This is a genomic window from Vibrio sp. MOR3 (assembly GCF_001557775.1).
Classification (GTDB): domain Bacteria; phylum Pseudomonadota; class Gammaproteobacteria; order Enterobacterales; family Vibrionaceae; genus Vibrio; species Vibrio jasicida.
This window is the reverse complement of sequence record NZ_LNRD01000009.1, coordinates 93,452-117,953: the sequence shown is the minus strand read 5'-3', so window position 1 is coordinate 117,953 and position 24,502 is coordinate 93,452. Positions and strand designations below refer to the sequence as shown.

Sequence of the window (24,502 nt, the reverse complement as noted above, 5' to 3'; positions counted from 1 at the left end):
CGCCGCAAAAACCAAAAAATCAAACAAGCGTTTACAATTTTGCAACACGCGTCAATCTCACGTTAAACTATGCCAATTGTGAATGAGCGTGATAAGCTAAAAAAATTGTTATCTTTTGAGATCTTAGAGATAAGAACCCATACTTTGTAAGATTAGGGAAAGACTATCTCGTTATGGAGACAAGATGAAAAAACTCTTCAAATTTATTGGTCTGATATTCAAGGGGATATGGAAAGCCATCACCTTCGTCAGACTTGCGCTAGTGAACCTGATCTTTTTAGTGATGATTGCTGTCTTCTACTTTGCCTTTACCTACACTGGAGAAGGTCAACCTGTCATTGATAAAGAATCGGCTTTGGTTATGAACTTATCGGGACCGATCGTTGAGCAACGTCGTTACGTTAACCCAATGGATTCCATTGCTGGTTCGGTTTTAGGTAACGAAATTCCGAAAGAAAACGTGTTATTCGACATTGTCGATACCATCCGATACGCAAAAGACGACCCTAAAGTCTCGGGCCTTGTACTTGCTCTGCGTGATATGCCAGAAACTAACCTAACTAAGCTTCGTTACATTGCAAAAGCGCTGAACGAGTTTAAAGCATCAGGCAAACCAGTATACGCGGTGGGTGATTTCTATAATCAAAGCCAATACTACCTTGCAAGTTACGCTGATAAAGTTTTTCTAGCACCCGATGGTGGCGTATTGATTAAGGGTTATAGCTCTTACTCCATGTACTACAAAACCTTGTTAGAGAAACTCGATGTTTCAACGCACGTATTCCGAGTAGGTACTTACAAATCCGCGATTGAACCATTCATCCGCGATGACATGTCAGACGCAGCAAAAGAATCAGCGACTCGTTGGATCACACAACTATGGAGCGCGTTTGTTGATGACGTAGCAACGAACCGTAACATTGATGCAAAAGCGTTAAATCCAACCATGGAAGAGTTGCTAGCAGAGATGAAGTCGGTTGACGGCGACATCGCTCAGCTTGCAGTAAAAATGGGATTGGTTGATGAACTGGCTACTCGCCAAGACGTGCGTAAGCTGTTCGCTAAAGAGTTTGGCAGTGACGGTAAAGACAGCTACAACGCAATTGGATATTACGACTACCTTGCTACCATGCGTCCTAAACTAAACCTTGCTGAAAACGACATTGCTGTTGTTGTTGCAAGCGGTGCCATTATGGATGGTCAACAACCACGTGGTACGGTCGGTGGTGACACAGTCGCAAGCCTACTTCGTCAAGCTCGCAACGACGATAAAGTGAAAGCTGTTGTACTTCGTGTTGATAGCCCTGGCGGCAGTGCTTTTGCCTCTGAAGTGATTCGTAATGAAGTAGAAGCCTTAAAAGAAGTAGGTAAACCCGTTGTGGTTTCGATGTCTAGCCTTGCGGCTTCAGGTGGTTACTGGATTTCAATGAGCGCAGACAAAATCGTAGCTCAACCGACAACACTGACAGGCTCAATCGGTATCTTCAGCGTAATTACGACCTTTGAGAAGGGCTTTAACAAACTTGGTATTAGCACTGATGGTGTGGGGACCTCTCCATTCTCTGGTGATGGCATCACGACGGGTCTTTCTGCTGGCGCTTCTGAGGCGTTCCAATTGGGTATTGAGCACGGTTACAAACGTTTTATTTCTTTGGTTGGCTCAAACCGAGATATGTCACTTGAAGAAGTGGACAAAGTAGCGCAAGGTCGCGTGTGGACGGGTCAAGACGCGTTGTCATTCGGTCTAGTCGATCAAATGGGTGATTTCGATGATGCCGTTAAACTGGCGGCGAAACTGGCTGAGGTAGAGAACTACGAAATCTACTGGGTTGAAGAACCACTTTCACCGACAGAGCAATTTGTTCAAGAGTTCATGAACCAAGTCAAAGTATCACTCGGTATTGACGCAACGAGCTTCTTACCTAAGAGCCTTCAACCAGTGGCTCAGCAATTTGAACAAGACGCTAGCATGCTACAAAGTTTTAATGATCCAAAAGGTCAATACGCGTTCTGCTTAAATTGCCAAGTGCAATAGCTATCCTAGCTTAGCCAAAAAGGGGCGTCTCTGTGCGAGATGCCCCTTTTTATTAGGTTTCATTTCGCTATAATCCCCGCCACTGTTCCCCTACATGAAAGTAAAGTAGAACGATGACTAGAAAACACATCTACATCGCTTACACCGGTGGCACCATCGGTATGCAAAAATCCGATCACGGCTACGTCCCTGTCGCTGGCTTTATGGAAAAACAACTCGCCAGCATGCCCGAGTTTCACCGTCCAGAAATGCCGGAATACACTATCCACGAATACGAGCCACTGATCGATTCTTCGGATATGACTCCTGCTGACTGGCAACAAATCGCTGACGATATCCGTGACAACTACGATAAATACGATGGATTTGTGATTTTGCATGGTACCGACACCATGGCATACACCGCTTCTGCATTGTCTTTCATGTTGGAGAATCTAGGTAAACCTGTCATCGTGACCGGCTCACAAATTCCTCTGGCAGAACTACGCTCAGACGGTCAAGCAAACCTACTGAATGCTCTGCATATTGCGGCAAACTACCCTATCAACGAAGTAACATTGTTCTTCAACAATCAGTTGATGCGCGGCAACCGCAGCACCAAGTCTCATGCTGATGGCTTTAACGCGTTTACATCGCCAAACTTGCCACCTCTGTTGGAGGCAGGTATCAATATCCAGATCAGCAACAATGTTGCAGTAGGCACAAAGCCAGAGGGTGACTTCAAAGTACACAACATCACGCCACAACCTATCGGCGTGATCACCATGTACCCTGGCATTTCACACGAAGTAATCCGCAATACACTTCGTCAACCAGTCAATGCGATGATCTTGCTGACATTTGGTGTGGGCAATGCCCCGCAAAATCCTGAGTTACTAGGTCATCTAAAAGAAGCATCTGAGCGTGGCGTCATTGTCGTGAACTTAACGCAATGTTTGGCGGGTAAAGTCAACATGGGCGGCTACGCAACTGGTTGTGCACTTGCAGATTCTGGCGTAATCAGTGGTTTTGATATGACTCCAGAAGCAGCGCTAGCAAAACTGCACTACCTTTTAAGCCAGAACCTATCTTATGAAGAGATCAAAACGAAGATGCAAGAAGTACTGCGTGGTGAAATGAGCCTGTAGTTCGGTAAACCTACTGTTCGTATCTTAAACAACAAAGCCCAATTCAAAATTGGGCTTTTCAATATTTACTGTTCTGCCTACTGCAAGGAGAGTAAGAATAGGACTATCAGCTGTGATTCGGGTTTACTCGAACAATATCTTGCTCTTCTTCGTTGAACTGTTTCTTCAATTCTTGCTTCGATTTAAAACTGATTTCTCCACCAGCAGCCACGGTCATGTGCTGCGCATCAGTGTTGTGTTTTGATTGATACAACATCACAGCTTGCATACATGAGTCTCGCTGCTCTTTAGAAAGTGTTGTACCCTCAGGCCATCTTCCTGTTTCTACTGCGTAAACCAATCGATCATAGACTTCTGGCGTTATCGCATTTAATAATTGTTCTGCGTCCATAATGTACCTTCTTATTACATTCTATTCACAGAACATAACGGGTTAGTAAACAGAGTCAAGAATCCAAAAATGAATTGGTGTAACGGATCACAAGCAAAACCATGAAACGAACATACTGGCTACTAGCAAGCCTTGCCTCTTTGACTTTAACAGGCTGCTTTGAAGGCAACGTAACAACGGAAGAATTGTGCCAAAACAATCCCAAACTGCGTTGCGAGCAACTCAACATGGACGATGGACAGTGCCGGATTCCTAGAACGAATTTAGTCTGGCATCGATTTGAGTTACTCAAAAGCCCAACAGAAGCGAACCAGATCACCGAATACGCTTTGGTTGCTGAGTACAGGAAATGCCTTGAGCTTGCCTCTCAAATTACCCCTATAGATCAAAGCGCGTTAAAAAGAAAACGTTTCGATGCATTAGTGCATAGCATTGACGAATTAGAACGTATAGTCGCGACACTAAAAGGTTCTGACGATCCTGCGACCCTATACTTTTTATGGTCTCAGACGGGAGACGATCAAGCGAGGCGTCAATTCTTGCAAATGGAAGGCTCCCCTCAACTTAACAATGCTGAGATGCAATATGCCTTAGCGACCTTCTATACCAATAGAGACCAGCAAAAAACGTTAACATTACTTCATAATTCGCTTTCAATGTCTAACGAGAACAACCTCAATCCAGCCATCCTCAAGTCGCTCGCGAGCATCAATCAAGGGTTAGGTAACAAAGAGCAGGCCTATTTATGGGCGATGGTAGCCAAACGCTTTGATGTTCCGCTCGCCAATGAGCAACAATTAAAGCGTATGTTCAATTTTTCAAAGACAGAGAAATATGAACAACTAGACGATTTAGCTAAATCTATTTCGAAGTCGATAGAGAAAGGGAATTATTCGCCAAGGATGATCCCAAGTAATTTATAAAATAAAAAACTCCCATTCATATTGGGAGTTTTTTATTTGTCTCTCGGCTTATCTTGAGTGGGCAATTACTATTTTATTAATTGAAAGGATGAAACATTCTTTCAACCATTATCCGGCTTATTGGTCAGATTTGTTGAAAATTAACGACACCGAGTTTACACAATAGCGTTCGCCTGTTGTTTGTGGCCCATCTTCAAAAACATGACCTAAATGACTGTCACAAGCGCCACATCGAATCTCTGTACGAACCATTCCGTGACTCAGATCTTCTAAATAACGGACCGCGGTGTCATTAATTGGCGCATCAAAACTTGGCCAGCCACACCCTGAGTCGTACTTATTATCAGAGACAAATAGAGGGGCATCACAACAAGTACAGGCATAGACGCCTGTCTCTTTGTTGTGAAGCAGTTTACCGGAGAACGGAGCTTCTGTTCCTTGCTCGCGACAGACGCGAAACTCTTCCTCAGAGAGCTGCTCACGCCACTGTTCATCGGACTTCGTTACTTTTCTTCCGCTTTGTTCCACCAATTCCTGTTCCTTATTTCTTATTTTTGGCAATGACTTTTTTAGCAAAAAACTTGCTTCTCGTAACAGTTGTAGCACATACTTTCTCACCAGAACACCATGTGTAATTAATTTGATACGAGTACTTATCTCGGAAGTTATATTACGCCAACTGGGATGTAGAATAACCAGTTAAAAGTTTAAAAAACGAGCATTTGCGAAGAATTGTTAAAAAAAGCGTCGCTTTTTTTTGACTTTAAACAAGTTAAGTCCGATTATCTGTTGCAGATGTTTACTGGATTCTGTAATTTTACTACCAGTTATCTTTAATCAGAAATTAAGTTGTGGAGCAACTATAATGACTATCAAAGTAGGTATTAACGGTTTTGGCCGTATCGGTCGTTTCGTATTCCGTGCAGCGCAAGAGCGCAACGACATCGAAGTTGTAGGTATTAACGACCTTATCGACGTAGATTACATGGCATACATGCTTAAGTACGACTCAACTCACGGCCGTTTCAACGGTACTGTTGAAGTTGAAGGCGGTAACCTAATCGTTAACGGTAAAACTGTACGTGTAACTGCAGAGCGCAACCCTGAAGATCTAAAATGGGATGCTATCGACGTTGACGTAGTAGCTGAAGCAACTGGTCTTTTCCTAACTGACGAGACTGCACGTAAGCACATCACTGCTGGTGCGAAGAAAGTTGTTCTAACTGGTCCTTCTAAAGACGCAACTCCAATGTTCGTTATGGGCGTAAACGATTCAACTTACGCAGGTCAAGACATCGTTTCTAACGCTTCTTGTACTACTAACTGTCTAGCGCCTATCGCTAAAGTTCTTAACGACAAGTTCGGTATCGTATCTGGTCTTATGACTACAGTTCACGCTACTACAGCTACTCAAAAAACTGTAGACGGTCCTTCTGCTAAAGACTGGCGCGGTGGTCGTGGTGCTTCTCAGAACATCATCCCATCTTCAACTGGTGCTGCTAAAGCTGTAGGCGTTGTTCTTCCAGAACTAAACGGCAAACTAACTGGTATGGCTTTCCGCGTACCAACAGCTAACGTTTCTGTAGTTGACCTAACAGTTAACCTAGAGAAAGGCGCATCTTACGAAGCTATCTGTGCAGCAATGAAAGAAGCTTCTGAAGGCGAACTAAAAGGCGTTCTAGGCTACACTGAAGACCAAGTTGTTTCTCAAGACTTCATCGGTGAAGTTCAAACTTCAGTATTCGATGCTAAAGCTGGTATCGCTCTAACTGATAACTTCGTTAAAGTTGTATCTTGGTACGACAACGAAATCGGTTACTCAAACAAAGTTCTAGACCTAATCGCTCACATCTCTAAGTAATTATTACTTAGCTGAAAAGCAATTAGCGAAGCTTGTGTTTGAAACATAAGATTTGAATAAAAGGCGGCTCTAGAGTCGCCTTTTTTGTATCTGGAATTTGAGAGAATGAAGACTCGACGTTGCACTCAATGTGCGAAGTGCGTCTAAAAAGCTCTCCCTCCCAGCGATAGGAAGCAACACATGGATTTAAAAACTCTCCCAGCTCTAACCGTGCTATCTGATAACGTCACTATCGTTGAAGTTGATCAGGTTAAAGTCGTTCGCGTTATTCATGAGAAAGCAACGGCAGGTATCGCACTACACGGTGGTCATGTCGTGTCGTTCACACCAGCAGGCCAAGAAGACCTAATCTGGATGAGCGAAAAAGCAATCTTTGATGGCAAAGCGGCACTTCGTGGTGGTATTCCTGTTTGTTGGCCTTGGTTTGGCCGCATTGCAGCACCAGCTCATGGTTTTGCGCGCACAGCAGAATGGGAATTGGTTGAACACCGTGAGAACGACAACGGCGTGATCGTTGAACTTGCTCTCTTCCCAACCGAAGAAACTCACGACATCTGGCCACATATGTTTGATGCTCGTCTTGTTGTTGAAATCAGCGACGAGCTAAAGGTGACGCTGAAAGTCACCAACATTGATGATGCAGAGTGGACATTCTCAGGTGCACTACACACGTATCTAAACGTAGGTGATATCAAACAAGCACAAACAACAGGTATGGGACCTGAGTACATCGACAGCTTAAAAGAAGGTGAAATCTGCCAAGGTGGTGATGTCCTTCAACTAACTGATACCATCGACCGTGTTTACACTCAGCCAGAAGCGCAAATCTTAGTGAAAGACCCAGTGTTAGATCGCACGTTGAGCGTTGAAAACCAAGGCCATAACTCAGCAGTATTGTGGAATCCTTGGGCACAAGGCGCACAAGGCATGGGTGACATGGCAGACAACGGCTACGAAACCATGATATGTGTGGAATCGACAGTGCATGCGCCAAGTATCGAGCAAGGCAAGATGTTACAGCCAGGTGAGACACATGAACTTATCACTGTGATTTCAGCGCAGTAATACAGTTTAAAGGCCGGTTCTCCCGGCTTTTTTTACATTTCCAAAGCACAACACAAGAATCACTCATGCCATACTAAGTCCAACCAAAACGAGTCGAGATAATGGTGTAACGATGAAATACCGCATTTATTCAATATCGCTTCTTACGGGCTTATTGTTTGGCTGTGCCAACACTGAGGTCTCGTTACAAGCCGAAAAGAACGTCGCCGAATACAAGCAATTGTCTCCAACACGATATCAAGTCTATTGCCCCACCGGAATCTGCCGCTTCCAAGTTTCCGCGAACCAGAAAACGGCAATAAGCATTGAGATGTTCTATGCCGAAAATAAACCGTTCAAGAAGATTGAGGGGCTGACCTACGACAATCAAAATCAATATCCGGCGTCGAATGTTTTTACTCTTCCCGTAAAATCAGACAACGAGAGAATATCTGTGCAAGTCATCGACTATTACAGATAACCCCACTCCGTTATCGCTTTGAATAACGAATAATCGATTCTCGATAAAGTGAAAGCAGTGTATCGCTTTTCACACCGATCCCAACGTTTTGCGCGGAGAAAGCACTCCACTCATCGTGCATGTATTTGCGTTGATCCGTTTTCTGAATCGTCATCCCTTCAGCAGGTCCATCAGTCACCACTCGGACGGCACCACTGCGCAAAGTAAACAGCTTAGGATCAATGACATACGCAATTGCAGAAGGATCATGGACATGGCAACCATCCATTCCAACCTTCTCGGAATAAAACTTCAAATAGTAGCGGCTCACATCCCAAATGAACTGCCCTACTTCTCCCGCATCCTCCCGCAGTTGGTCTAGGTATTGCCCCGTAAAGAAGCTCTCTTCCGTAACATCCAAACCGATGATAACGACTGGCCATGAAGCCGTGAATACCTTATCGGCGGCATGAGGGTCGTCATGAATGTTTGCTTCCGCAAATGGCGTAACATTGCCTCGATGATCGTTTTCACCAAAAGCGCCGCCCATTACAACCACTTCCTTAACCAAGTTAACGATTTCTGGGTCTGCTTCCAAAGCGAGCGCAAGGTTAGTTAAAGGGCCCACGGCCACCAAGGTGATTTCTCCCGGTTCTGCTCTAACGCTGTCGATGATGAACTGATAGGCAGGCGTATCAATGGCACTTACATCCAGTGCGATCGGCGCTTTCACATCACCAAAGCCAGCTTCCCCGTGTACGACAACTGTTGCTCCAACCGGCGCTTTTACTAAAGGCTTATCCGCACCTTTCGCAACCAATGCTTTCATACCAAACTTCTGTTTTAGGTAAAGGGCGTTTTGCGTCGCGTTGTCTATCGTTGCATTGCCATAAACGGTTGTAATGGCCATAAGGTCGATATCAGGATGGGCTTCAGCAAAAAGAATGGCCATCGCATCATCGATGCCAGGATCTGTGTCTAGGATGATTTTCTTTGTCATATCAGCTTCTATTAAACGCTTGGAAAGCCCCAACAATACCTATAAAAAACAAGGATAAACGTGACCAAAGCCGAAGGTATGAGCTTTCTTTTAGTCGCTGCTCCTTACTATTGCTTCAACCAAACAAATGAAACTTTCGCCCACTAGTATCAAATTCATTGGTAGCTCAACTTACTCAACCTTATTTGGTCATTCCATTTCTGCAATAAAATCACCCAGCCAGCGGTCATTTGTTATCTAAGCTATTGGTTGCTCTTATTTTTTGACAATTAACTTAATAAATATCAAAAAAACTCGTCATATAAATCGCTAGCATGCCGATACAACATTTATAACATCTATCAATAATCAGGAAAGACACTACATGCTAGACAAATATCGGAATCAAAGTGTCGGTTTTCAGCTCAAGCTGGTCATCACACTGTGTCTGCTTATTGCATTTTCAAGCATTGCTGCGCTTGTTTATCAAAACGCTTCAAACGTACTTTTAGAAAACACGCTGAAAGAACATCAATCTAAAGTGGAATCGATGGCAAAAACCATTGCAGGCCAGTTCAATGCTTATCTGCACACGGCAGAAGTTTTGGAATCAACCTTCCGTAATGGTTATTTGGCGGGCGTCTATGTCGAGAGTTACAACGTCGACTTTCAAGGTCACCAAGTACCAAACATAACCCAATACAGTGAAAGCTTGATTGGTGACACTAAGTTAGTTGATAGCTTCACTCGTGACACTGGCGCTGTTGCAACCCTGTTTGCTCCAATGGGCAACGACTTCATTCGCGTTGCTACTTCACTAAAAGATCCTCAAGGTAAAAGAGCACTTGGTACCACATTGGGACTTAACCACCCAGGTTACCAAAAGCTTAAAAACGGCCAACCTTACTATGCGCAAATCAAACTTTATGGTGAGCGCTACATCACCTACTACGCACCTTTAAAAGACGCGAATGGTAAGGTCAACGGTATCTCATTCATTGGTTTACCTGTTGAGCGCGCAACCCAAGATCTATTCAGCTCGCTACAAAGCGTAAAATGGGGTGACACTGGTTACACCATTATTCTGGATAACGAAAAAGACAACCAAGGTCACTACCTTCTTCACCCAAAACACGAAGAGAGCGATCCACCGATTCAAGAAGTGTCTGACTACAACGGCAACAAGCCTTTCTACCAACTTTTCGAACAAGAAAGTGGCTTAATTCGCTACCCATTTGAGTACCAAGGCACCGTGGGTGAAAAGTACTTAGTTTACACTCAAGTACCAGGTTGGAACTGGAAACTCTTGGGTGGCACTTTCATCAATGAAGTCACCAAAGGCAGCCAAGCTTTACTTCAACTGATTGCGACGATTTCTCTAATTGTGGCAACGGCCACTTTTGTGGTGCTTACGCTTGTTCTTAACCGAACGCTAAATCCACTCACCGTTTTAAATGGCTACATGAACCGTTTAGCAAAAGGTGAAGTGAGTATTGATATTCCGGCTTCAGGTAAAGCATCGAAAAACGAAATCGTTAACTTGAACAACGGCGTTGCCAATATGGCGGGACAACTGAACGAGTTGGTTGGTCAAATTCGCTCAACTAGCGACCAAGTTGAAAGTAACTCGACCAGCGTTGTGGATGATGCAAACCGCAACCTCATGCAATCGGATCTTCAACAAGAACAGGTAGAGCAAGTGGTGACTGCAATTGAAGAGATGGCTTCGTCTGCTCAATCTGTCGCTCAGCAAGTTGAGCAAATTGCCGAAAATGTGCGCTCTGCAAATACTGATAGCCAATCAGGTCTCGAAGTCGTTGAAGGCGTTTGTATTGATGTGGCTCAGCTAAACGACCAAATCGACCAATCTGCGGCAGCTATCGAGCAAGTGAACCGTGACAGCGAAAGCATCCAAACCGTGACGAAAATGATTGATGAGATCGCAGAGCAAACCAACCTACTTGCGCTTAACGCAGCAATTGAGGCTGCACGTGCCGGTGAACAAGGCCGTGGCTTTGCCGTAGTGGCAGACGAAGTACGAACCCTTGCTCATCGTACTCAGACCTCCGTGAAAGATGTCGTAGAGATCATCGAGAAGCTTAAAGGCTCCACCAGCAATGCCGTAAGCATGATGACGGAAAGCCAGCAAAACGCGAATAAGGTATTGGATAAAGCACAAGAAGCAGGCACCGCGCTGGAAGCTATTGCAGGACAAGTTCAGTCCATTGCTTCTCAAGCCGATGCTATTGCTGCAACCTCAGAAGAACAAGCTCAAGTTTCTCAAGAGATTGCCGCAAACGCGCACTCTATTAGCGAATTGAACCGCGAAAGCCGTGATACCAGCGCTAAAACATCGCAAAGCGCAACCGAGCTACAGCACCAAGCACAAAACTTAAAACAGCAAGTGGATTTCTTCCACTAACCCTCCAATAAAACCGATGAAAGAGCCGATAATTCGGCTCTTTTTTGTTTCGCTTGCAGTATCCCTTTTTGATAGAATTTGCCGCCCTACTTCCTGTCCAGAGATCGTCATGAACTATCAATGTCCTCTATGTCACCAACCTCTTGAGCTAACAGCAAAGACGTTTAAGTGTGAAAACAACCATCAGTTTGATTTAGCAAAAGAAGGCTACGTCAACTTGATGCCAGCGCACCACAAACGCTCAAAAGATCCAGGTGATAACAAAGAGATGATGCAAGCACGTCGTCGCTTTTTAGAAGGCAATCATTACGATCCGATGCGCCAAGAAGTGGCAAGCCTATGTGCCAAATACACCGAAGGCACAAGCCATCAATTGTTGGATATTGGTTGCGGCGAAGGCTACTACACAGACCAAGTTCAGCAGTCTCTGCATTCACAAAATGAAGAAGCGACGGTGTATGGTCTAGATATTTCTAAAGTCGCCATTCGTTTCGCGTCTAAGCGCTACCCAAATTGCGATTTCAGCGTGGCATCAAGCCATCGCTTGCCGTTTGCAGAGCAATCTCTAGACGCGATTTTACGTATCTACGCTCCGTGTAAAGCAGAAGAGCTACAACGTGTGATTAAAGATAACGGTGTTGTTATCACAGTCACGCCAGCAGGCCGTCATTTGTACCAGTTCCGTGAACGTATCTACCAAGAGATACGCTTGCACAACGAAGAACCAGAGAACATTGAAGGGTTCAAACTTGAGCATCAACAAAAGCTCAACTACACCATGGACTTAAAAGACGGCGTCGCATTCGACCTACTGCAAATGACACCATTCGCATGGAAAGCCAGCGACGAACTTCGCGAAGAGCTAAAGTCATCTACACTTTTCCAATGTGAGGCTGACTTTATGTTGCGCGTTTACCGTAAGAAATCGAATCAATCTGAGAATGAAGCATAAAATGTAACGCTAATTATTCTCATTACCATTGATTCATTTATCAGCCTCCATTAATATCATTCGGACATTTTTGGAGGCTTTTTAATGCGCTTTTCTACACTAAGTCTGATTTTTGCAGGCTTGCTTACTGGTTGTGCTTCAAATGCACCGACCGTTCCCAACGCCGCAACTGACGACGTAACCAGTTTCTACGACTACCAGCTTCATGCACCTTCCGGTGAAGCCATCTCAGTCAATCAGCTAACCCCAGCCCTACAACAAGCCGATGTAATTTTGATTGGCGAATGGCACACACACGCAGGTATTCACCGTTTCCAGACTGACATGCTAAAGCAGTTGTCTTCTACTAGTCGTCCTCTTGCGCTTTCAATGGAGCAGGTCACACGCGACAAGCAAGCAATCTTAGATTCATACTTAAACGGCGAAATTGGTGAGCAATACTTTATGAAGCAAAGTAATGCTTGGCCAAACTACGAAAGTGATTACCGCCCGCTGGTTGAGTTTGCCAAGCAAGCTGATATTCCCGTGATTGCCGCAAATGCACCGAAAAATATTGTGCGTTGCATTGGCCGCCAAGGCATCGATTACTTAGAGAAGCTCGACAGTGATGAGCGCAGTTTTGTCGCGGACGAAGTCAACACCGCAAACAGCCCATACAAAGAGAAGTTCATGGCATCCATGCACCACGGCAAGCCAGAACAAACTGAGAAGCAATACGCAGCTCAGGTAACATGGGATGAGACCATGGCAGAATCCATCGTCAAATACCTAGAGCAACACCCAGGTACTCAAGTGGTTCACGTCGCGGGCAAATTCCATACTGAAGGCGGTTTAGGGACAGCGGCTTCTATCTTGAATCGTAACCCAGATTTAAACGTTGTCGTCATTACCCCTACTGCGGACATTACTGCAGACGGTTCGGATTACCAATTAGAAGTCCTTGCGCCACCTGTGCGTTATGTACAAAACGCAAACCGCATGGCCGCGTACAAGCATCTAGCTAAGCGCAACAGCGATCTTCAATGTAAGTAATCGGAAAAATCCGACCACGACTTAAGATAAATAGGTCTGCTTTTTGCTAGCTATTCTAGATATACATAGAAAGCGGCAAAAACAGACCTATTTTTGTATTTGATTGATTCAAGAAATAGCCTTTGCCGTCGATATAGGGATAACTGCTTTTTATACCCAAGTAACCTCGAGATGCTAGGTTCAGCGAGAATGACTTGGTTTGTAGACGCGGCGGCGATTTAAAGGTTTGGTGGATCCAAATCAAGAATCGACAACAAAGTATACAAGCCAAGTCAACTCGCCCTTCGGGAGCGTGTCATTGACCCAATTTCTGCGTCAAACAACTTGGAAAGAGCCAGCTATTACGCTTCGTTTGTTTTCCTTGACCTCGAATCAATGACAACGCTCTGAATCCTGCATCTTGAAGTCACTTGGGTATACCTGCACTCATAAAAGTGTCGTTGTTCGAAGGGGTAACAGATGAATCCAGTAGGAAGCAATTCAGTCAACCGTCAATCGGTTTATAGTAATGCAGCACAGCAAAATAACCGAGACCAAGCGAAAGTGGCTGAACAAAGTGCCAATGCCGCACCATTAAAGGTCGACCAAAATACGGTCACGCTGTCCTCTGAAGGGAAAGCCTTACTCGTCGCATTACAACAGATAGATCACGAGAGCAAAAAGGTGGAAGCCGAAAATAAGACCGTTGGTGACAAAGTCGAATCTTTCGCTCATGGCGCACTCGGGATGGATCACCCAGATACAATTGAAGGAGAGGATGATGGCTCATACTCTGCTGGTCAATATTTGTCTGCGGCATTGACCGTTGGTGGTATTATTCTCGCTCTTGTTTAAAATATCGCCTTAAATTATTGGTTAAAAAGAGTTTTTTCCGTTACGACAACCATCCTCATTTGAACACTGTTTTTACCCAAGTCCATAATGGATAACTATTCATTAACGGACGATGAACTGTGAAAAATGCATTTTCTCTCATAGACAAACCAACCTTCTTTGGCGCTATCGCGCTGTTACTTTCTATTGTCTTTCCATTAATTATGTTCCCGACTGAGGGTGCAGAATGGATTGCGATCGCAAAAACCTTCATGACGGATAAATTGGGGTTCTTGTACCTTGCACTCGGCCTTGCTGCCTTTATTTTCATGATTTACGTTGTCTTCAGCGACATGGGACAAATCAAACTCGGTGACCCTGACGAGAAACCAGAATTTACTACTGCGTCATGGGCGGCGATGCTGTTCTGTGGCGGCATCGGTGCCAGCATTCTTTACTGGGGCTGCATCGAATGGGCGTATTACTACCAATCACCACCTTTTCAACTAGAACCAGGCAGTGAAGAAGCGGTGCGTTGGGCGGCGACCTATGGCCTCTTCCACTGGGGCCCAATCGCATGGTCTATCTACCTTATCCCTGCTCTGCCAATTGCGTACTTCTTCTACGTACGTAAACAACCCGTTTTGAAAGTATCCAGTGCATTGATGCCAGTGCTTGGCGAAGAACGTAGTAAAGGCGCCGCCGGTAAAATCGTTGATGTACTGTTTATCTTCGGCCTGCTTGGCGGTGCCGCAACGAGCTTAGGTTTAGCCGCTCCGTTGATCGGCGAAGGTCTGCATTATCTTTTCGGTATGCCTAAAAACACATATAGCCAAGTGTTAGTACTGCTGATCTGTACGGCCATTTTTGCTTACTCCTCTTACGCAGGTATGGAGAAAGGCATTAAAGTTTTAAGCAACATTAACTTCTGGGGTGCGATGGGCTTACTGGCGTTCATCTTAGCGGTTGGACCTACCATCTTCATGCTGGAAACGGGTTTAGACTCGATTGGCCGAATGCTGTCTAATTTCTTTGTAATGGCAACATGGGCGGAACCGTTCGGCGGTTACGGTACGTTTGATAACACCCACTTCCCACAAGATTGGACCATTTTCTATTGGGCATGGTGGCTAGTATTTGCACCTAGCATGGGCTTGTTTGTGGCGCGTATCTCTCGTGGTCGTACTATCAAACAAATGGTATCTGGCTCGATTTTCTTTGGTTCTCTAGGCTGTTTCTTATTCTTTATGATTCTAGGTAACTATGGCTTGTCGCTACAGTTATCAGGAGAACTAGACGTTGTTGCTATCCTAAATGCAGAAGGCGCAACCGCGGCGATCTTCTCGATGTTAGATGCACTGCCAATGAGTACGTTAGTCATCGCCGTGTTTACTGTGCTTTGCATTATTTTCACTGCCACGACCTTTGACTCGATTTCCTACATTCTTGCGTCTGTTGTACAAAACAACGTCACGGAAGAACCAATGCGTTGGAACCGAATGTTCTGGGCATTCACCTTATCCTTTCTTCCAACAGTTCTGATGTTTATGGGTGGGTTAAGCACACTACAGACCGCGGCTATCGTGGGTGGTTTACCTTTGTTGGGTATCTCAATCATGCTGATGGTTTCTGCGGTACGTGCAACCACGCTGGATATTCGTCATCAAGAAGATTACATCGAACCAACCATCAACATTGAAGAGCTACCAGAATTTGATCCGTGGTCAACAGAAGGCATGGCAATGGCGAAGTTTGAACGTGCGCGTGATGCAGCTCAAGATGCGGCAGAAGAAGAGCGTGAAGCGTTAGCCGAGCTCATGAAACTACGTAAACGAATTCGCGCTTTTGCTCTGGAGCATAACGACGACAATGATTTTGCTGATCATCACTTACCTCAGGAGATGCAGGATGAGCTGCAGACCCTATTGGATAATGTCATGAAAGCAAAAGAGAGAAAACTCGAGCTATCTGATGCGGCCCAGCAATCAAGAGTCGAGTTTAATCAAATCGTGGCCCAAAGCCCTGCTTACGCGGTGTAGCTTTAGCTCATGACTTTCCACTCCTAAACCTAATTCAAGCCCACTTCTGTGGGCTTTCTTATTTCTGCCCTAGTAAAAAGAAATGAAGTACACATGAACCTTTTGTGACGGTAGCAATTTTGTCATAAATCCTTGTTTTAATTTGCACGCTTTTATAAATAAGGAATATACAATGAAGCACTTAGTGACCCCAATTGTGACCGCAGTAGCGGCGTCCACGCTCTCTTTCAATGCTCTATCAGCAGAAATCAAAAACGTTATCCTAATGATTGGTGATGGCATGGGCCCTCAGCAAGTAGGCTTGTTAGAGACTTACGCGAATCACGCACCAAACTCGATTTACAAAGGCGAAACGACCGCCATTTACAAGCTCGCACAGGAAGGGGTAATTGGTTCATCCTTGACCAACCCTGAAGATGCGATTGTCGTCGATTCTGCTTGCTCGGCCACAATGCTCGCTACTGGCACCCCGACGGCATCAGAAGTGATCGGTATTGATAGCCAGGGTAATCACGTGGAAACCATTCTGGAAAAAGCCAAAGCGAAAGGCAAAGCAACAGGCTTGGTGTCGGATACACGAATGACACACGCTACACCAGCGGCTTTTGCTTCTCATCAACCGCATCGTTCTCTCGAAAATAGTATCGCAGTTGATATGCTAGAGACAGGCGTGGATGTGATGCTTTCTGGCGGCCTTCGTCATTGGATTCCTAAATCAACCAACGAGAAAGGCGACACATACAAACAACTTGAGAAGCTGACCCAGGGTGACGTTTACCTAAAATCGAAACGCAAAGACGAGCGAAACCTTCTGACGGAAGCGCAGCAGCAAGGTTACAGTTTGGCGTTTAACCGCAATATGCTTGAAACCTCCAACGGCGATAAACTACTGGGGTTATTTGCCTATTCAGGCATGGATGATGGCATCGCTTACCGCAAAAACAAAAATGATCCGAAACGGACTCAACCGTCACTAGAAGAAATGACCGTAAAAGCGCTCGATATCCTATCTAAGGATAAAGATGGCTTCTTCTTAATGGTCGAAGGAGGTCAAATCGACTGGGCGGGTCACAGCAATGACGCCGGAACCATGTTGCACGAACTGATTAAGTTTGATGAAGCAGTGAACTCTGTATACGAATGGGCAAAAGGCCGTGAAGACACGTTGGTGATAGTCACTGCCGATCATGAAACCGGTTCATTTGGCTTCAGTTATTCTTCCGCTGATTTACCCAAACCACAAAAGCGCAATGGTGAGGCTTTTACGAACCGCGATTACGCACCCAACTTCAACTTCGGCAAGTTCGATATTCTTGATGGACTTTATAATCAAAAACAAAGCTACTACGGTATGATCAGCGAGTTTCAAAAGCTTGATAAAACAAAACAAACACCAGCTAAATTGGCCGAAATCGTAAACGAAAATAGTGACTTTTCTATCACACCAGAACAGGCAGAGCGCGTCTTAGCAAGTAAACCAAACCCTTATCGCTTAGCAAGCCACAAATATTTAAGTGAAGAAAACGTCCCAGCAATTAACGATTTTGATGCGTTTTTTCCTTACAACGATAGAGGTAACGTACTCGCTCGCGAACAAGGGACGAAACAGAATACAGTCTGGGGAACTGGCACACATACGCACACCCCTGTAAACGTATTTGCTTGGGGGCCTGCTGGCACGATTTTACCTATCTCCAAGATCATGCATCACTCTGAGCTAGGTCAATACCTCATCAAGCAAATTAACTAACTCGTCAACGCATAACCACACTCAGCCACTTTCATGGTGATACTCAAACGCTCTCTTCTGGGAGCGTTTTTTTGTGATAGAAACGGTTGACGGCTTACTCCCTCCCTTCAATAATTGCGGCTCTTTTATAAAAACGAATAACCTTATGTGCGAAATATTTGCTAAACAACCACAAGAAAACTATCAGTTTGTTACCCGCTCCATCCGCATTGATGGCCATGCCACCAGCGTAAAGTTGGAATCGAGTTTTTGGTTGATTCTAGAAGAAATTGCCTCTGCCCAAGACATGACCGTACCTAAGTTCATCACGACCGTTTACCAAGAAGCGTTAGAACACAACGGGGAGGTCAATAACTTCGCCTCTCTGCTTCGCTGCGCCTGCCTTACCTACGCTCGACAACCACAAGCGACGCTAGATCAAGCACTAAGTGAGCAAAGCTAACCACTCACATTATTGTCGTACCTGAGTACTACCAAACTCGCGCTAAAACTGACTAGTCTAGGCGCAGTATTAAGGAGTACTCATGACAAAAATGATTCATACCATGATTCGCGTAAGCGATCTGGAGCGTTCTCTTAAGTTTTATCGCGACGCACTTGAGCTAGAAATCAAAGACCAATACGTATTCGACGGCTTTTCTCTTACCTACTTAGCAAACCCTGAAACGGGATTCGAGTTAGAACTCACTCACAATCACGACCAAAGTGAGCCATACACACATGGTACGGCTTACGGGCACCTTGCGGTAAGCGTAGAAGACATTGCGGCGACTTATCGACGCTTGAACTCGCTAGATATCGAAGCGAGCGACATCAAAGTCTTTGACCATCAGGAAAAACACTTAGCGACATTTTTCTTCATTACCGACCCAGACGGCTACAAAATTGAGTTCTTGCAGCGTCAAGGTCGCTATCTCTGATAGTAAGTTCTGTCCTAACAGAAACTGCCACTATCCCCTTTAACAAAAACAAAGAAGCAAACACAACTATGATTCATTTAACTGCTGCATTTCACGCAAAACCTGACTGCGTATATCAACTAAAACAAGCATTAGAAGCGATGCTAGAGCCGACTCGAAATGAGACGGGCTGCGTGCGTTATCACTTGTTCCAAGACAAAAATGACCCAAGCCAATTCTTATTCCAAGAGCAGTTTGCAGACCAAGCCGCGTTTGACGAACACTGCAAAACAACGCATTTCCAGACTCTATTGAGTGAGATTGATGGTTTACTTGCCAGTGAGCCAAAAATCACGTTCTTGGATGAGCTGTAATCTTTACTGCTAAACCGATAAAAAAGGCGCTCTAATTGAGCGCCTTTTTGTTGATTTTGGATTCAAGTAAAAGAAATTTATGCTTCTTTCTTTTCCACCATGTGCAAATGCACATCTTGTTGTGGGAATGGAATCGAAATACCTTCACGGTCGAAGCGCAGTTTCACTTCTCGGGTTACATCCCAGTAAACATCCCAGTAGTCATCCGTTTTAACCCAAGGACGAACAATGAAGTCAACTGAAGAAGTGTTCAGTGTATGAAGCTTGATCATTGGCTCTGGAGAACGAAGTACTGAAGGGTGAGACGTCACGATATCTGCCAATACTTCTTCTGCTTTTAGTACGTCATCTGAGTAACCGATACCAAAAACCATATCGACACGGCGAATGCGCTCATGTGTCACGTTCTTAATCACGTCACCCCAAATCTTGCTGTTTGGCACGATGATGATTTGGTTATCGAAAGTACGGATTGTTGTGTTCACCAAGCTCATGTGGCTTACCTTACCGTCTACACCACCTGCGTAAACAAAGTCACCAACATCGAACGGACGGTAGATCAGTAGCATCATACCCGCAGCGAAGTTTGAGAGCGTATCTTGTAATGCGAAACCGATGATCACACCAGCAATACCGAAACCGGTCAGGATTGGAGCAAGGTTAAGGCCGATTTGAGATAGACCAACCATGATACCGATGATCCACACGGCTTTGCCTGACATCGAGATAAAGAAGTCTTGCATCAAGTGTGACAGCTTCAAGTTCTTCGATGCCACCGTCTTGCTAACCACTTTACGCGTTAGCTTCGCCAGTGCGCGGGCAATCAGCAGGATCAGAGCAAACACAAACAACTGGAAGATGTGCTGTGGTGCGTTCTCAGCAAACCAATCCACCATTGAGTTCGACCAATGGCTCAAGATAGACAGAATTACTTTGGTGTTCAGCAAGTCGTGAGTAATGCTGCCTGTTACTTCAAAAATCTGACGTTTATATTCAGAGGTTTCTAAACCAAGGTTGTCACCAATCGTAATCAGAGTACGCAAACTCTCTGTCGCCACGTTCAATCGCTGCTTGAGAATCAATTGGTTCAACTGAAGTGATGCTTTTTCCGACTCTGGGCTAGAAGAGACTTGCGAACCAATGATCTCACTCTGCTGGTTCAAGTACTCAATCGAAGCAGACAATAAGCGCATGCGCTTATCGACACTATCTTTAAATTCTGAGTCAGCATCCTTGTCTTGAATATCAAGGCTCTTTAACCATTTTAGGTTTTGCCAACTCGACTCGTAGCTTACATCTAAATATTGTTGTAATTCGCGATATTGATTAACGAGCGACAGTTTGTCTTCATCTTTGGCTTTATTGAGTTCTTCATTTAACGCTATGATTTTATCATCCAGATAAGCGACAGCGCCTTCGGAGTACATCTCTTGAGTTTTTACCAGCTCAATCAACGTCTCGTGAGGGATCGATTTATTGCTGATCGCTGTTGAAAGGCGGCTTCTCAGTTCTTCATTTTTCTGGAACAGTTGCAATTGCAAAGCATCGCGTTCATCACCACGGGCCTGCTTTAAGCTTTCCGACAAATCAATGATATCTTGATTGATATTATCGATGGCCTTTTCAGCGGCAGAAACCTCTGGCACTTCTACGACCTTTTCTGTGCTTTCTGTTGCATTAACAATGAAGGAACTCATCGTCAAAGCAAACGCCATAAACAACACCTTGAATGGTGTAAAACGCACTGTTAGGGGGGATAGTAACGTCATTTTTACCTCGTAAGGGACGAACTTGAACGGGATGGTCAAGCGCCGGGATATAAATCCTTGAAAGTAGATGCTGTAAGTTTACACCACGAAATAGAAAACGAGCACTAATAAAAAGTGCGTACTAAATTCACAATTCTCCTCTTATGACAACTCAATTCATGTGCCACATGGTGTACGTCTCTGATATTTGCCTAATCGAGCACAAAATAAAATAAAACAACGTGAAATAAGCAACAAAATGCTTATTTTTCCTGACATTATAGAAAACCCTGCTATGTTTATTTTTGCTGCCGTCATTGCTATTAACCCTACAAAAAATAGCAATAAGTGGAATTAATTCAATAAGATAAGGGATTCACCATGCCTCTTCATAAAAAATCAACCGTTCGTGGCTCAATCCTAGACGATGTGTATTCGTCTAAAGATCTTTCCATTGTTATGCCCAAGTACCGTATTCCAGAGCATGAGCATGCTCCCGATCATGCTTACCAAGTTGTCCATGATGAGCTCATGCTTGATGGCAATTCGCGTCAGAACCTTGCGACATTCTGTCAAACATGGGTCGAAGACGAAGTCCACAAATTGATGGACGAGTGCATCGACAAAAACATGATCGACAAAGATGAATACCCTCAAACGGCGGAAATCGAATCTCGATGTGTGCATATGCTTGCCGACCTTTGGCATGCACCGGATGCTGAAAACCCTATGGGATGTTCAACAACAGGCTCAAGTGAAGCGGCAATGCTAGGCGGCATGGCGCTAAAATGGGCTTGGCGCGAAAAAATGAAGAAGCAAGGCAAACCAACTGATCGCCCGAATCTTATCTGTGGCCCAGTTCAAGTTTGTTGGCATAAGTTTGCGCGCTACTGGGACATTGAACTTCGCGAAATCCCAATGCAAGGCGACCGTCTTATCATGACCCCAGAGGAAGTAATCAAACGTTGTGACGAAAATACGATTGGTGTTGTCCCAACGTTAGGCGTGACCTTTACTTGCCAATACGAGCCAGTACAAGCGGTGCACGAAGCGTTAGATAAGCTACAAGAAGATACCGGGCTAGATATTCCGATTCACGTTGATGGTGCGAGTGGTGCCTTTCTTGCCCCATTCTGCGATCCAGATTTAGTGTGGGACTTCCGTTTACCAAGAGTAAAGTCCATCAATGCCTCTGGACATAAGTTTGGCCTTTCCCCACTCGGCGTTGGTTGGATTGTTTGGCGAGATGCCGATGCTCTACATGAAGACTTGATCTTTAACGTCAACTACCTCGGTGGCAACATGCCCACCTTTGCACTCAATTTCTCTCGCCCTGGTGGTCAAATCGTTGCTCAATATTATAACTTCTTGCGTCTTGGCAAAGAGGGCTATCGTAAGATCCACGATGCTTGTTATGACACAGCTCGTTACCTTGCCAAAGAAGTCGAAAAAATGGGTATGTTCCACATCATCTATGATGGACATGGTGGTATCCCTGCACTGAGTTGGTCAATAAAAGATGGCGCAAACCCAGGCTTCAATCTTTACGATCTTTCTGATCGCATTCGATCTCGTGGCTGGCAAATTGCGGCTTACGCTATGCCTGCCGAACGCGAAGATCTAGTGATCATGCGTATTTTGGTTCGACATGGATTTAGCCGAGACATGGCGGATCTTTTGATTTCCGATTTACAACACTGCGTGGACTTCTTCGACAAGCATCCTGTCGTCAACGGTAGCGACGCTGATGAGTCGAGTAACTTTAACCACGGCTAATTGTCCCCTTCCACTTAAAGCAAGGAACTCTCATGGTTCCTTGCTCTTATATCAACAAGTTCACAGGTGACACTATGTCCTTTCTATTTAGTTACTTGTCAGAAAATCCGTTCGTTTTTCTCTTTCTATCTCTCGCTATTGGATACCCGCTTGGTCGACTTACATTCAAAGGAGTGAGCCTAGGAACAACAGCTGGCACTTTAGTTGTTGGTGTTGCTTTAGCTCTTACCTCCTTTTCGGTTTATGGGCTAAAAATTGAAGAGCCGGGTCTGGTCTCAGATATCTTCTTAATGATGTTCATGTACGCGATTGGGATGAAAGTTGGGCCACAATTTTTCTCCGGTCTTGCTAGAGGAGGGATCGACTTCGTCGTCATTGGTTTGATTGTCGTGTTCAGCAATTTTGCGATTGTTGTCATCGGCGCCAAGCTAATGGGTCTGGAGCCCGGCTACGCCGCTGGCATCATTTCTGGCAGTTACACAGTGACCGCCGTAATGGGCGTAGCGCAGTCAGCAATTAGTTCAGGCGCATTTACGCCACCTGAAGGGATGAGCATTGATCACGTCAGTGCCAATATTGCGGCGGGCTACGCGATAAGTTATGTCCTTTCGACCGTCCTCATCATCTTGTTCATTAAGTACCTCCCTTCTCTCTTTGGTATTGACCCCGTCAAAGCAGGTAAAGAGGCAGAAGCGGAATTCTCAACTGGCGATGACAACGAGAAACTCCCAAGCACCTTTGGGTTTTCAGACGTGGGCGTCCTACCGATTGATGTTCGTGCCTATAAAGTCACACACCAAGAGTTAGTTGGCCGTTCAGTGCAAGAGTTGTATCAGAAGTTCCCTGATGCGGCCGTGCTTAAAGTGGTTCGAGGTGAGCAAGTCATTGATGCTTCTGATAATCCAATGCTTGAGTTAAATGATGTTATTGGCATTCGCGGAGAATATCGCGTCTTGATTGCGGAAGGTGAAGCCGATATCGGAAATGAAGTCGATGAGCCACGCGCAAGAAATGTCGACATTGAAGTGGCTGATATTCACGTTGGTAAATCTGAGCATGCAGGGAAAACTGTCGCACAATTGCATGCCGAAGTCGGCTTTGGTGTTTATTTCAAAGCGATATTTCGACAAGGCCACCAGCAACCTTTATTGCCACAAACTAAGGTCGAAGTGGGCGATGTTGTGCGTATTGCAGGCTCCCAATGGTGCGTAGAACAAACCGCATCCAAACTCAATAGCGTTCCGATTGTAGAGAGTACGGTCACTGAAACCTTCTACCTCGCCCTCTCCCTTCTTATTGGCTATGTCTTTGGACATTTGAGTGTCACCGTTGCAGGTATCCCTTTTGCCCTTGGCACATCGGCGGGTTGCATGTTAACCGGGATCGTTTTCTCATTCCTACGAACTCGTAACCCTAGCTTTGGCGGCCCCATGAGTGAAGGGGCAAGAAGCTTTCTACAAGACATCGGCCTAAACCTATTTGTCGCGGTATTAGCGGCAACCGTGGGGCCGAAAATCTTAGCGTCATTCCAAGGCATCATTGTCATCAAGATTGCGTTACTGGGTGTGACTGCAGCACTCGTACCACCTCTGCTAGCTTGGTTATACGGATTGTACTTCCGCAAAATGAACCCTGCTATTTTAGCGGGAGCCTGTGCCGGAGGGAGAAACAGTACCCCTGCAATGAAAGGAGCCCAAGATGCAAGCCACAGTGACATGCCAGCGATTGGCTACCCCGTGCCATACGCATTAACTTCAGTTTTAGTCCTGATATTAGGTTACATCGCGATGGTCATCAGTTAGTTAAATCTACGCTTTTGGATGAATGGTCTATGATTGAAACGTAACCATGAATGCGTAACGACACGTACCTAACAC

The 24,502-nt window shown here is 45.0% G+C and carries 21 protein-coding genes; 17 read left to right on the top strand and 4 right to left on the bottom strand.

The window, feature by feature from the left end; genetic code table 11:
* The first annotated feature begins 184 nt into the window (after positions 1-184).
* Positions 185-2,035, top strand: coding sequence for a signal peptide peptidase SppA (sppA, locus tag ATB76_RS17410; protein WP_038871246.1), 1,851 nt, complete (start codon positions 185-187; stop codon positions 2,033-2,035).
* A gap of 113 nt (positions 2,036-2,148) precedes the next feature.
* Complete coding sequence (gene ansA / locus ATB76_RS17405) at positions 2,149-3,162, top strand: asparaginase (RefSeq protein WP_038871249.1); 1,014 nt, start codon at positions 2,149-2,151, stop codon at positions 3,160-3,162.
* A gap of 106 nt (positions 3,163-3,268) precedes the next feature.
* On the opposite strand, the gene ATB76_RS17400 is transcribed toward ansA, so the two are convergent.
* Entirely contained in the window at positions 3,269-3,553 is a 285-nt protein-coding gene (locus ATB76_RS17400) for a DUF1315 family protein (protein ID WP_038871251.1), read from the bottom strand.
* Positions 3,554-3,654: 101 nt separating this feature from the next.
* On the opposite strand from ATB76_RS17400, the gene ATB76_RS17395 reads away from it, so the two are divergent.
* Positions 3,655-4,476: a DUF2989 domain-containing protein gene (locus ATB76_RS17395; RefSeq protein WP_042606005.1), complete on the top strand. Its 822-nt coding sequence runs from the start codon at positions 3,655-3,657 to the stop codon at positions 4,474-4,476.
* Between the two features lie 117 nt (positions 4,477-4,593).
* On the opposite strand, the gene msrB is transcribed toward ATB76_RS17395, so the two are convergent.
* Entirely contained in the window at positions 4,594-5,007 is a 414-nt protein-coding gene (gene msrB, locus ATB76_RS17390) for a peptide-methionine (R)-S-oxide reductase MsrB (protein WP_080774313.1), read from the bottom strand.
* Between the two features lie 334 nt (positions 5,008-5,341).
* On the opposite strand from msrB, the gene gap reads away from it, so the two are divergent.
* The 3 genes from gap (at position 5,342) to ATB76_RS17375 (ending at position 7,862) form a co-directional block, all read left to right on the top strand.
* Positions 5,342-6,337, top strand: a complete 996-nt coding sequence (gap, locus tag ATB76_RS17385; RefSeq protein ID WP_038871258.1) for a type I glyceraldehyde-3-phosphate dehydrogenase — start codon at positions 5,342-5,344, stop codon at positions 6,335-6,337.
* 180 nt (positions 6,338-6,517) lie between these two features.
* Positions 6,518-7,402, top strand: a complete 885-nt coding sequence (locus ATB76_RS17380; protein ID WP_061035803.1) for a D-hexose-6-phosphate mutarotase — start codon at positions 6,518-6,520, stop codon at positions 7,400-7,402.
* A gap of 112 nt (positions 7,403-7,514) precedes the next feature.
* Entirely contained in the window at positions 7,515-7,862 is a 348-nt protein-coding gene (locus tag ATB76_RS17375) for a hypothetical protein (RefSeq protein WP_038871262.1), read from the top strand.
* A 10-nt stretch (positions 7,863-7,872) separates the two neighbouring features.
* Here ATB76_RS17375 and ATB76_RS17370 read toward each other — a convergent pair whose 3' ends face one another.
* Positions 7,873-8,841 carry a nucleoside hydrolase gene (locus ATB76_RS17370; protein WP_061035802.1) on the bottom strand — a complete coding sequence of 323 codons (969 nt, stop codon included), beginning with the start codon at positions 8,839-8,841 and terminating at the stop codon, positions 7,873-7,875.
* Between the two features lie 364 nt (positions 8,842-9,205).
* Here ATB76_RS17370 and ATB76_RS17365 point away from each other — a divergent pair, with 364 nt between their 5' ends.
* The 9 genes from ATB76_RS17365 to ATB76_RS17325 all read left to right on the top strand — a co-directional run bounded on the left by ATB76_RS17365 (position 9,206) and on the right by ATB76_RS17325 (position 19,101).
* A complete protein-coding gene (locus ATB76_RS17365; protein WP_061035801.1) occupies positions 9,206-11,242 on the top strand; it encodes a Cache 3/Cache 2 fusion domain-containing protein in 2,037 nt (678 codons plus the stop codon).
* 109 nt (positions 11,243-11,351) lie between these two features.
* Positions 11,352-12,194, top strand: a complete 843-nt coding sequence (rlmA, locus tag ATB76_RS17360; protein WP_061035800.1) for a 23S rRNA (guanine(745)-N(1))-methyltransferase — start codon at positions 11,352-11,354, stop codon at positions 12,192-12,194.
* 84 nt (positions 12,195-12,278) lie between these two features.
* Positions 12,279-13,226 (top strand): ChaN family lipoprotein, encoded by a 948-nt coding sequence (locus tag ATB76_RS17355; RefSeq protein WP_045419875.1) that lies wholly within the window; start codon positions 12,279-12,281, stop codon positions 13,224-13,226.
* A gap of 459 nt (positions 13,227-13,685) precedes the next feature.
* Complete coding sequence (locus tag ATB76_RS17350) at positions 13,686-14,060, top strand: hypothetical protein (protein ID WP_061035799.1); 375 nt, start codon at positions 13,686-13,688, stop codon at positions 14,058-14,060.
* A gap of 119 nt (positions 14,061-14,179) precedes the next feature.
* On the top strand, positions 14,180-16,078 hold the full coding sequence (locus ATB76_RS17345; protein ID WP_061035798.1) for a BCCT family transporter: 1,899 nt from the start codon (positions 14,180-14,182) through the stop codon (positions 16,076-16,078).
* A gap of 172 nt (positions 16,079-16,250) precedes the next feature.
* Entirely contained in the window at positions 16,251-17,828 is a 1,578-nt protein-coding gene (locus ATB76_RS17340; RefSeq protein ID WP_061035797.1) for an alkaline phosphatase, read from the top strand.
* Between the two features lie 145 nt (positions 17,829-17,973).
* A complete protein-coding gene (locus ATB76_RS17335; RefSeq protein ID WP_061035796.1) occupies positions 17,974-18,270 on the top strand; it encodes a ribbon-helix-helix domain-containing protein in 297 nt (98 codons plus the stop codon).
* A gap of 82 nt (positions 18,271-18,352) precedes the next feature.
* Positions 18,353-18,748: a VOC family protein gene (locus ATB76_RS17330; RefSeq protein ID WP_038871282.1), complete on the top strand. Its 396-nt coding sequence runs from the start codon at positions 18,353-18,355 to the stop codon at positions 18,746-18,748.
* Between the two features lie 68 nt (positions 18,749-18,816).
* Complete coding sequence (locus ATB76_RS17325) at positions 18,817-19,101, top strand: putative quinol monooxygenase (RefSeq protein WP_038871285.1); 285 nt, start codon at positions 18,817-18,819, stop codon at positions 19,099-19,101.
* A gap of 77 nt (positions 19,102-19,178) precedes the next feature.
* Here the strand turns inward: ATB76_RS17325 and ATB76_RS17320 are convergent, their stop codons facing one another.
* On the bottom strand, positions 19,179-20,870 hold the full coding sequence (locus ATB76_RS17320; RefSeq protein ID WP_038871288.1) for a mechanosensitive ion channel domain-containing protein: 1,692 nt from the start codon (positions 20,868-20,870) through the stop codon (positions 19,179-19,181).
* Positions 20,871-21,230: 360 nt separating this feature from the next.
* On the opposite strand from ATB76_RS17320, the gene ATB76_RS17315 reads away from it, so the two are divergent.
* Positions 21,231-22,625 (top strand): glutamate decarboxylase, encoded by a 1,395-nt coding sequence (locus ATB76_RS17315; RefSeq protein ID WP_042601252.1) that lies wholly within the window; start codon positions 21,231-21,233, stop codon positions 22,623-22,625.
* Positions 22,626-22,699: 74 nt separating this feature from the next.
* On the top strand, positions 22,700-24,427 hold the full coding sequence (locus ATB76_RS17310; protein ID WP_038871386.1) for a hypothetical protein: 1,728 nt from the start codon (positions 22,700-22,702) through the stop codon (positions 24,425-24,427).
* The last annotated feature ends 75 nt before the right edge of the window (positions 24,428-24,502 follow it).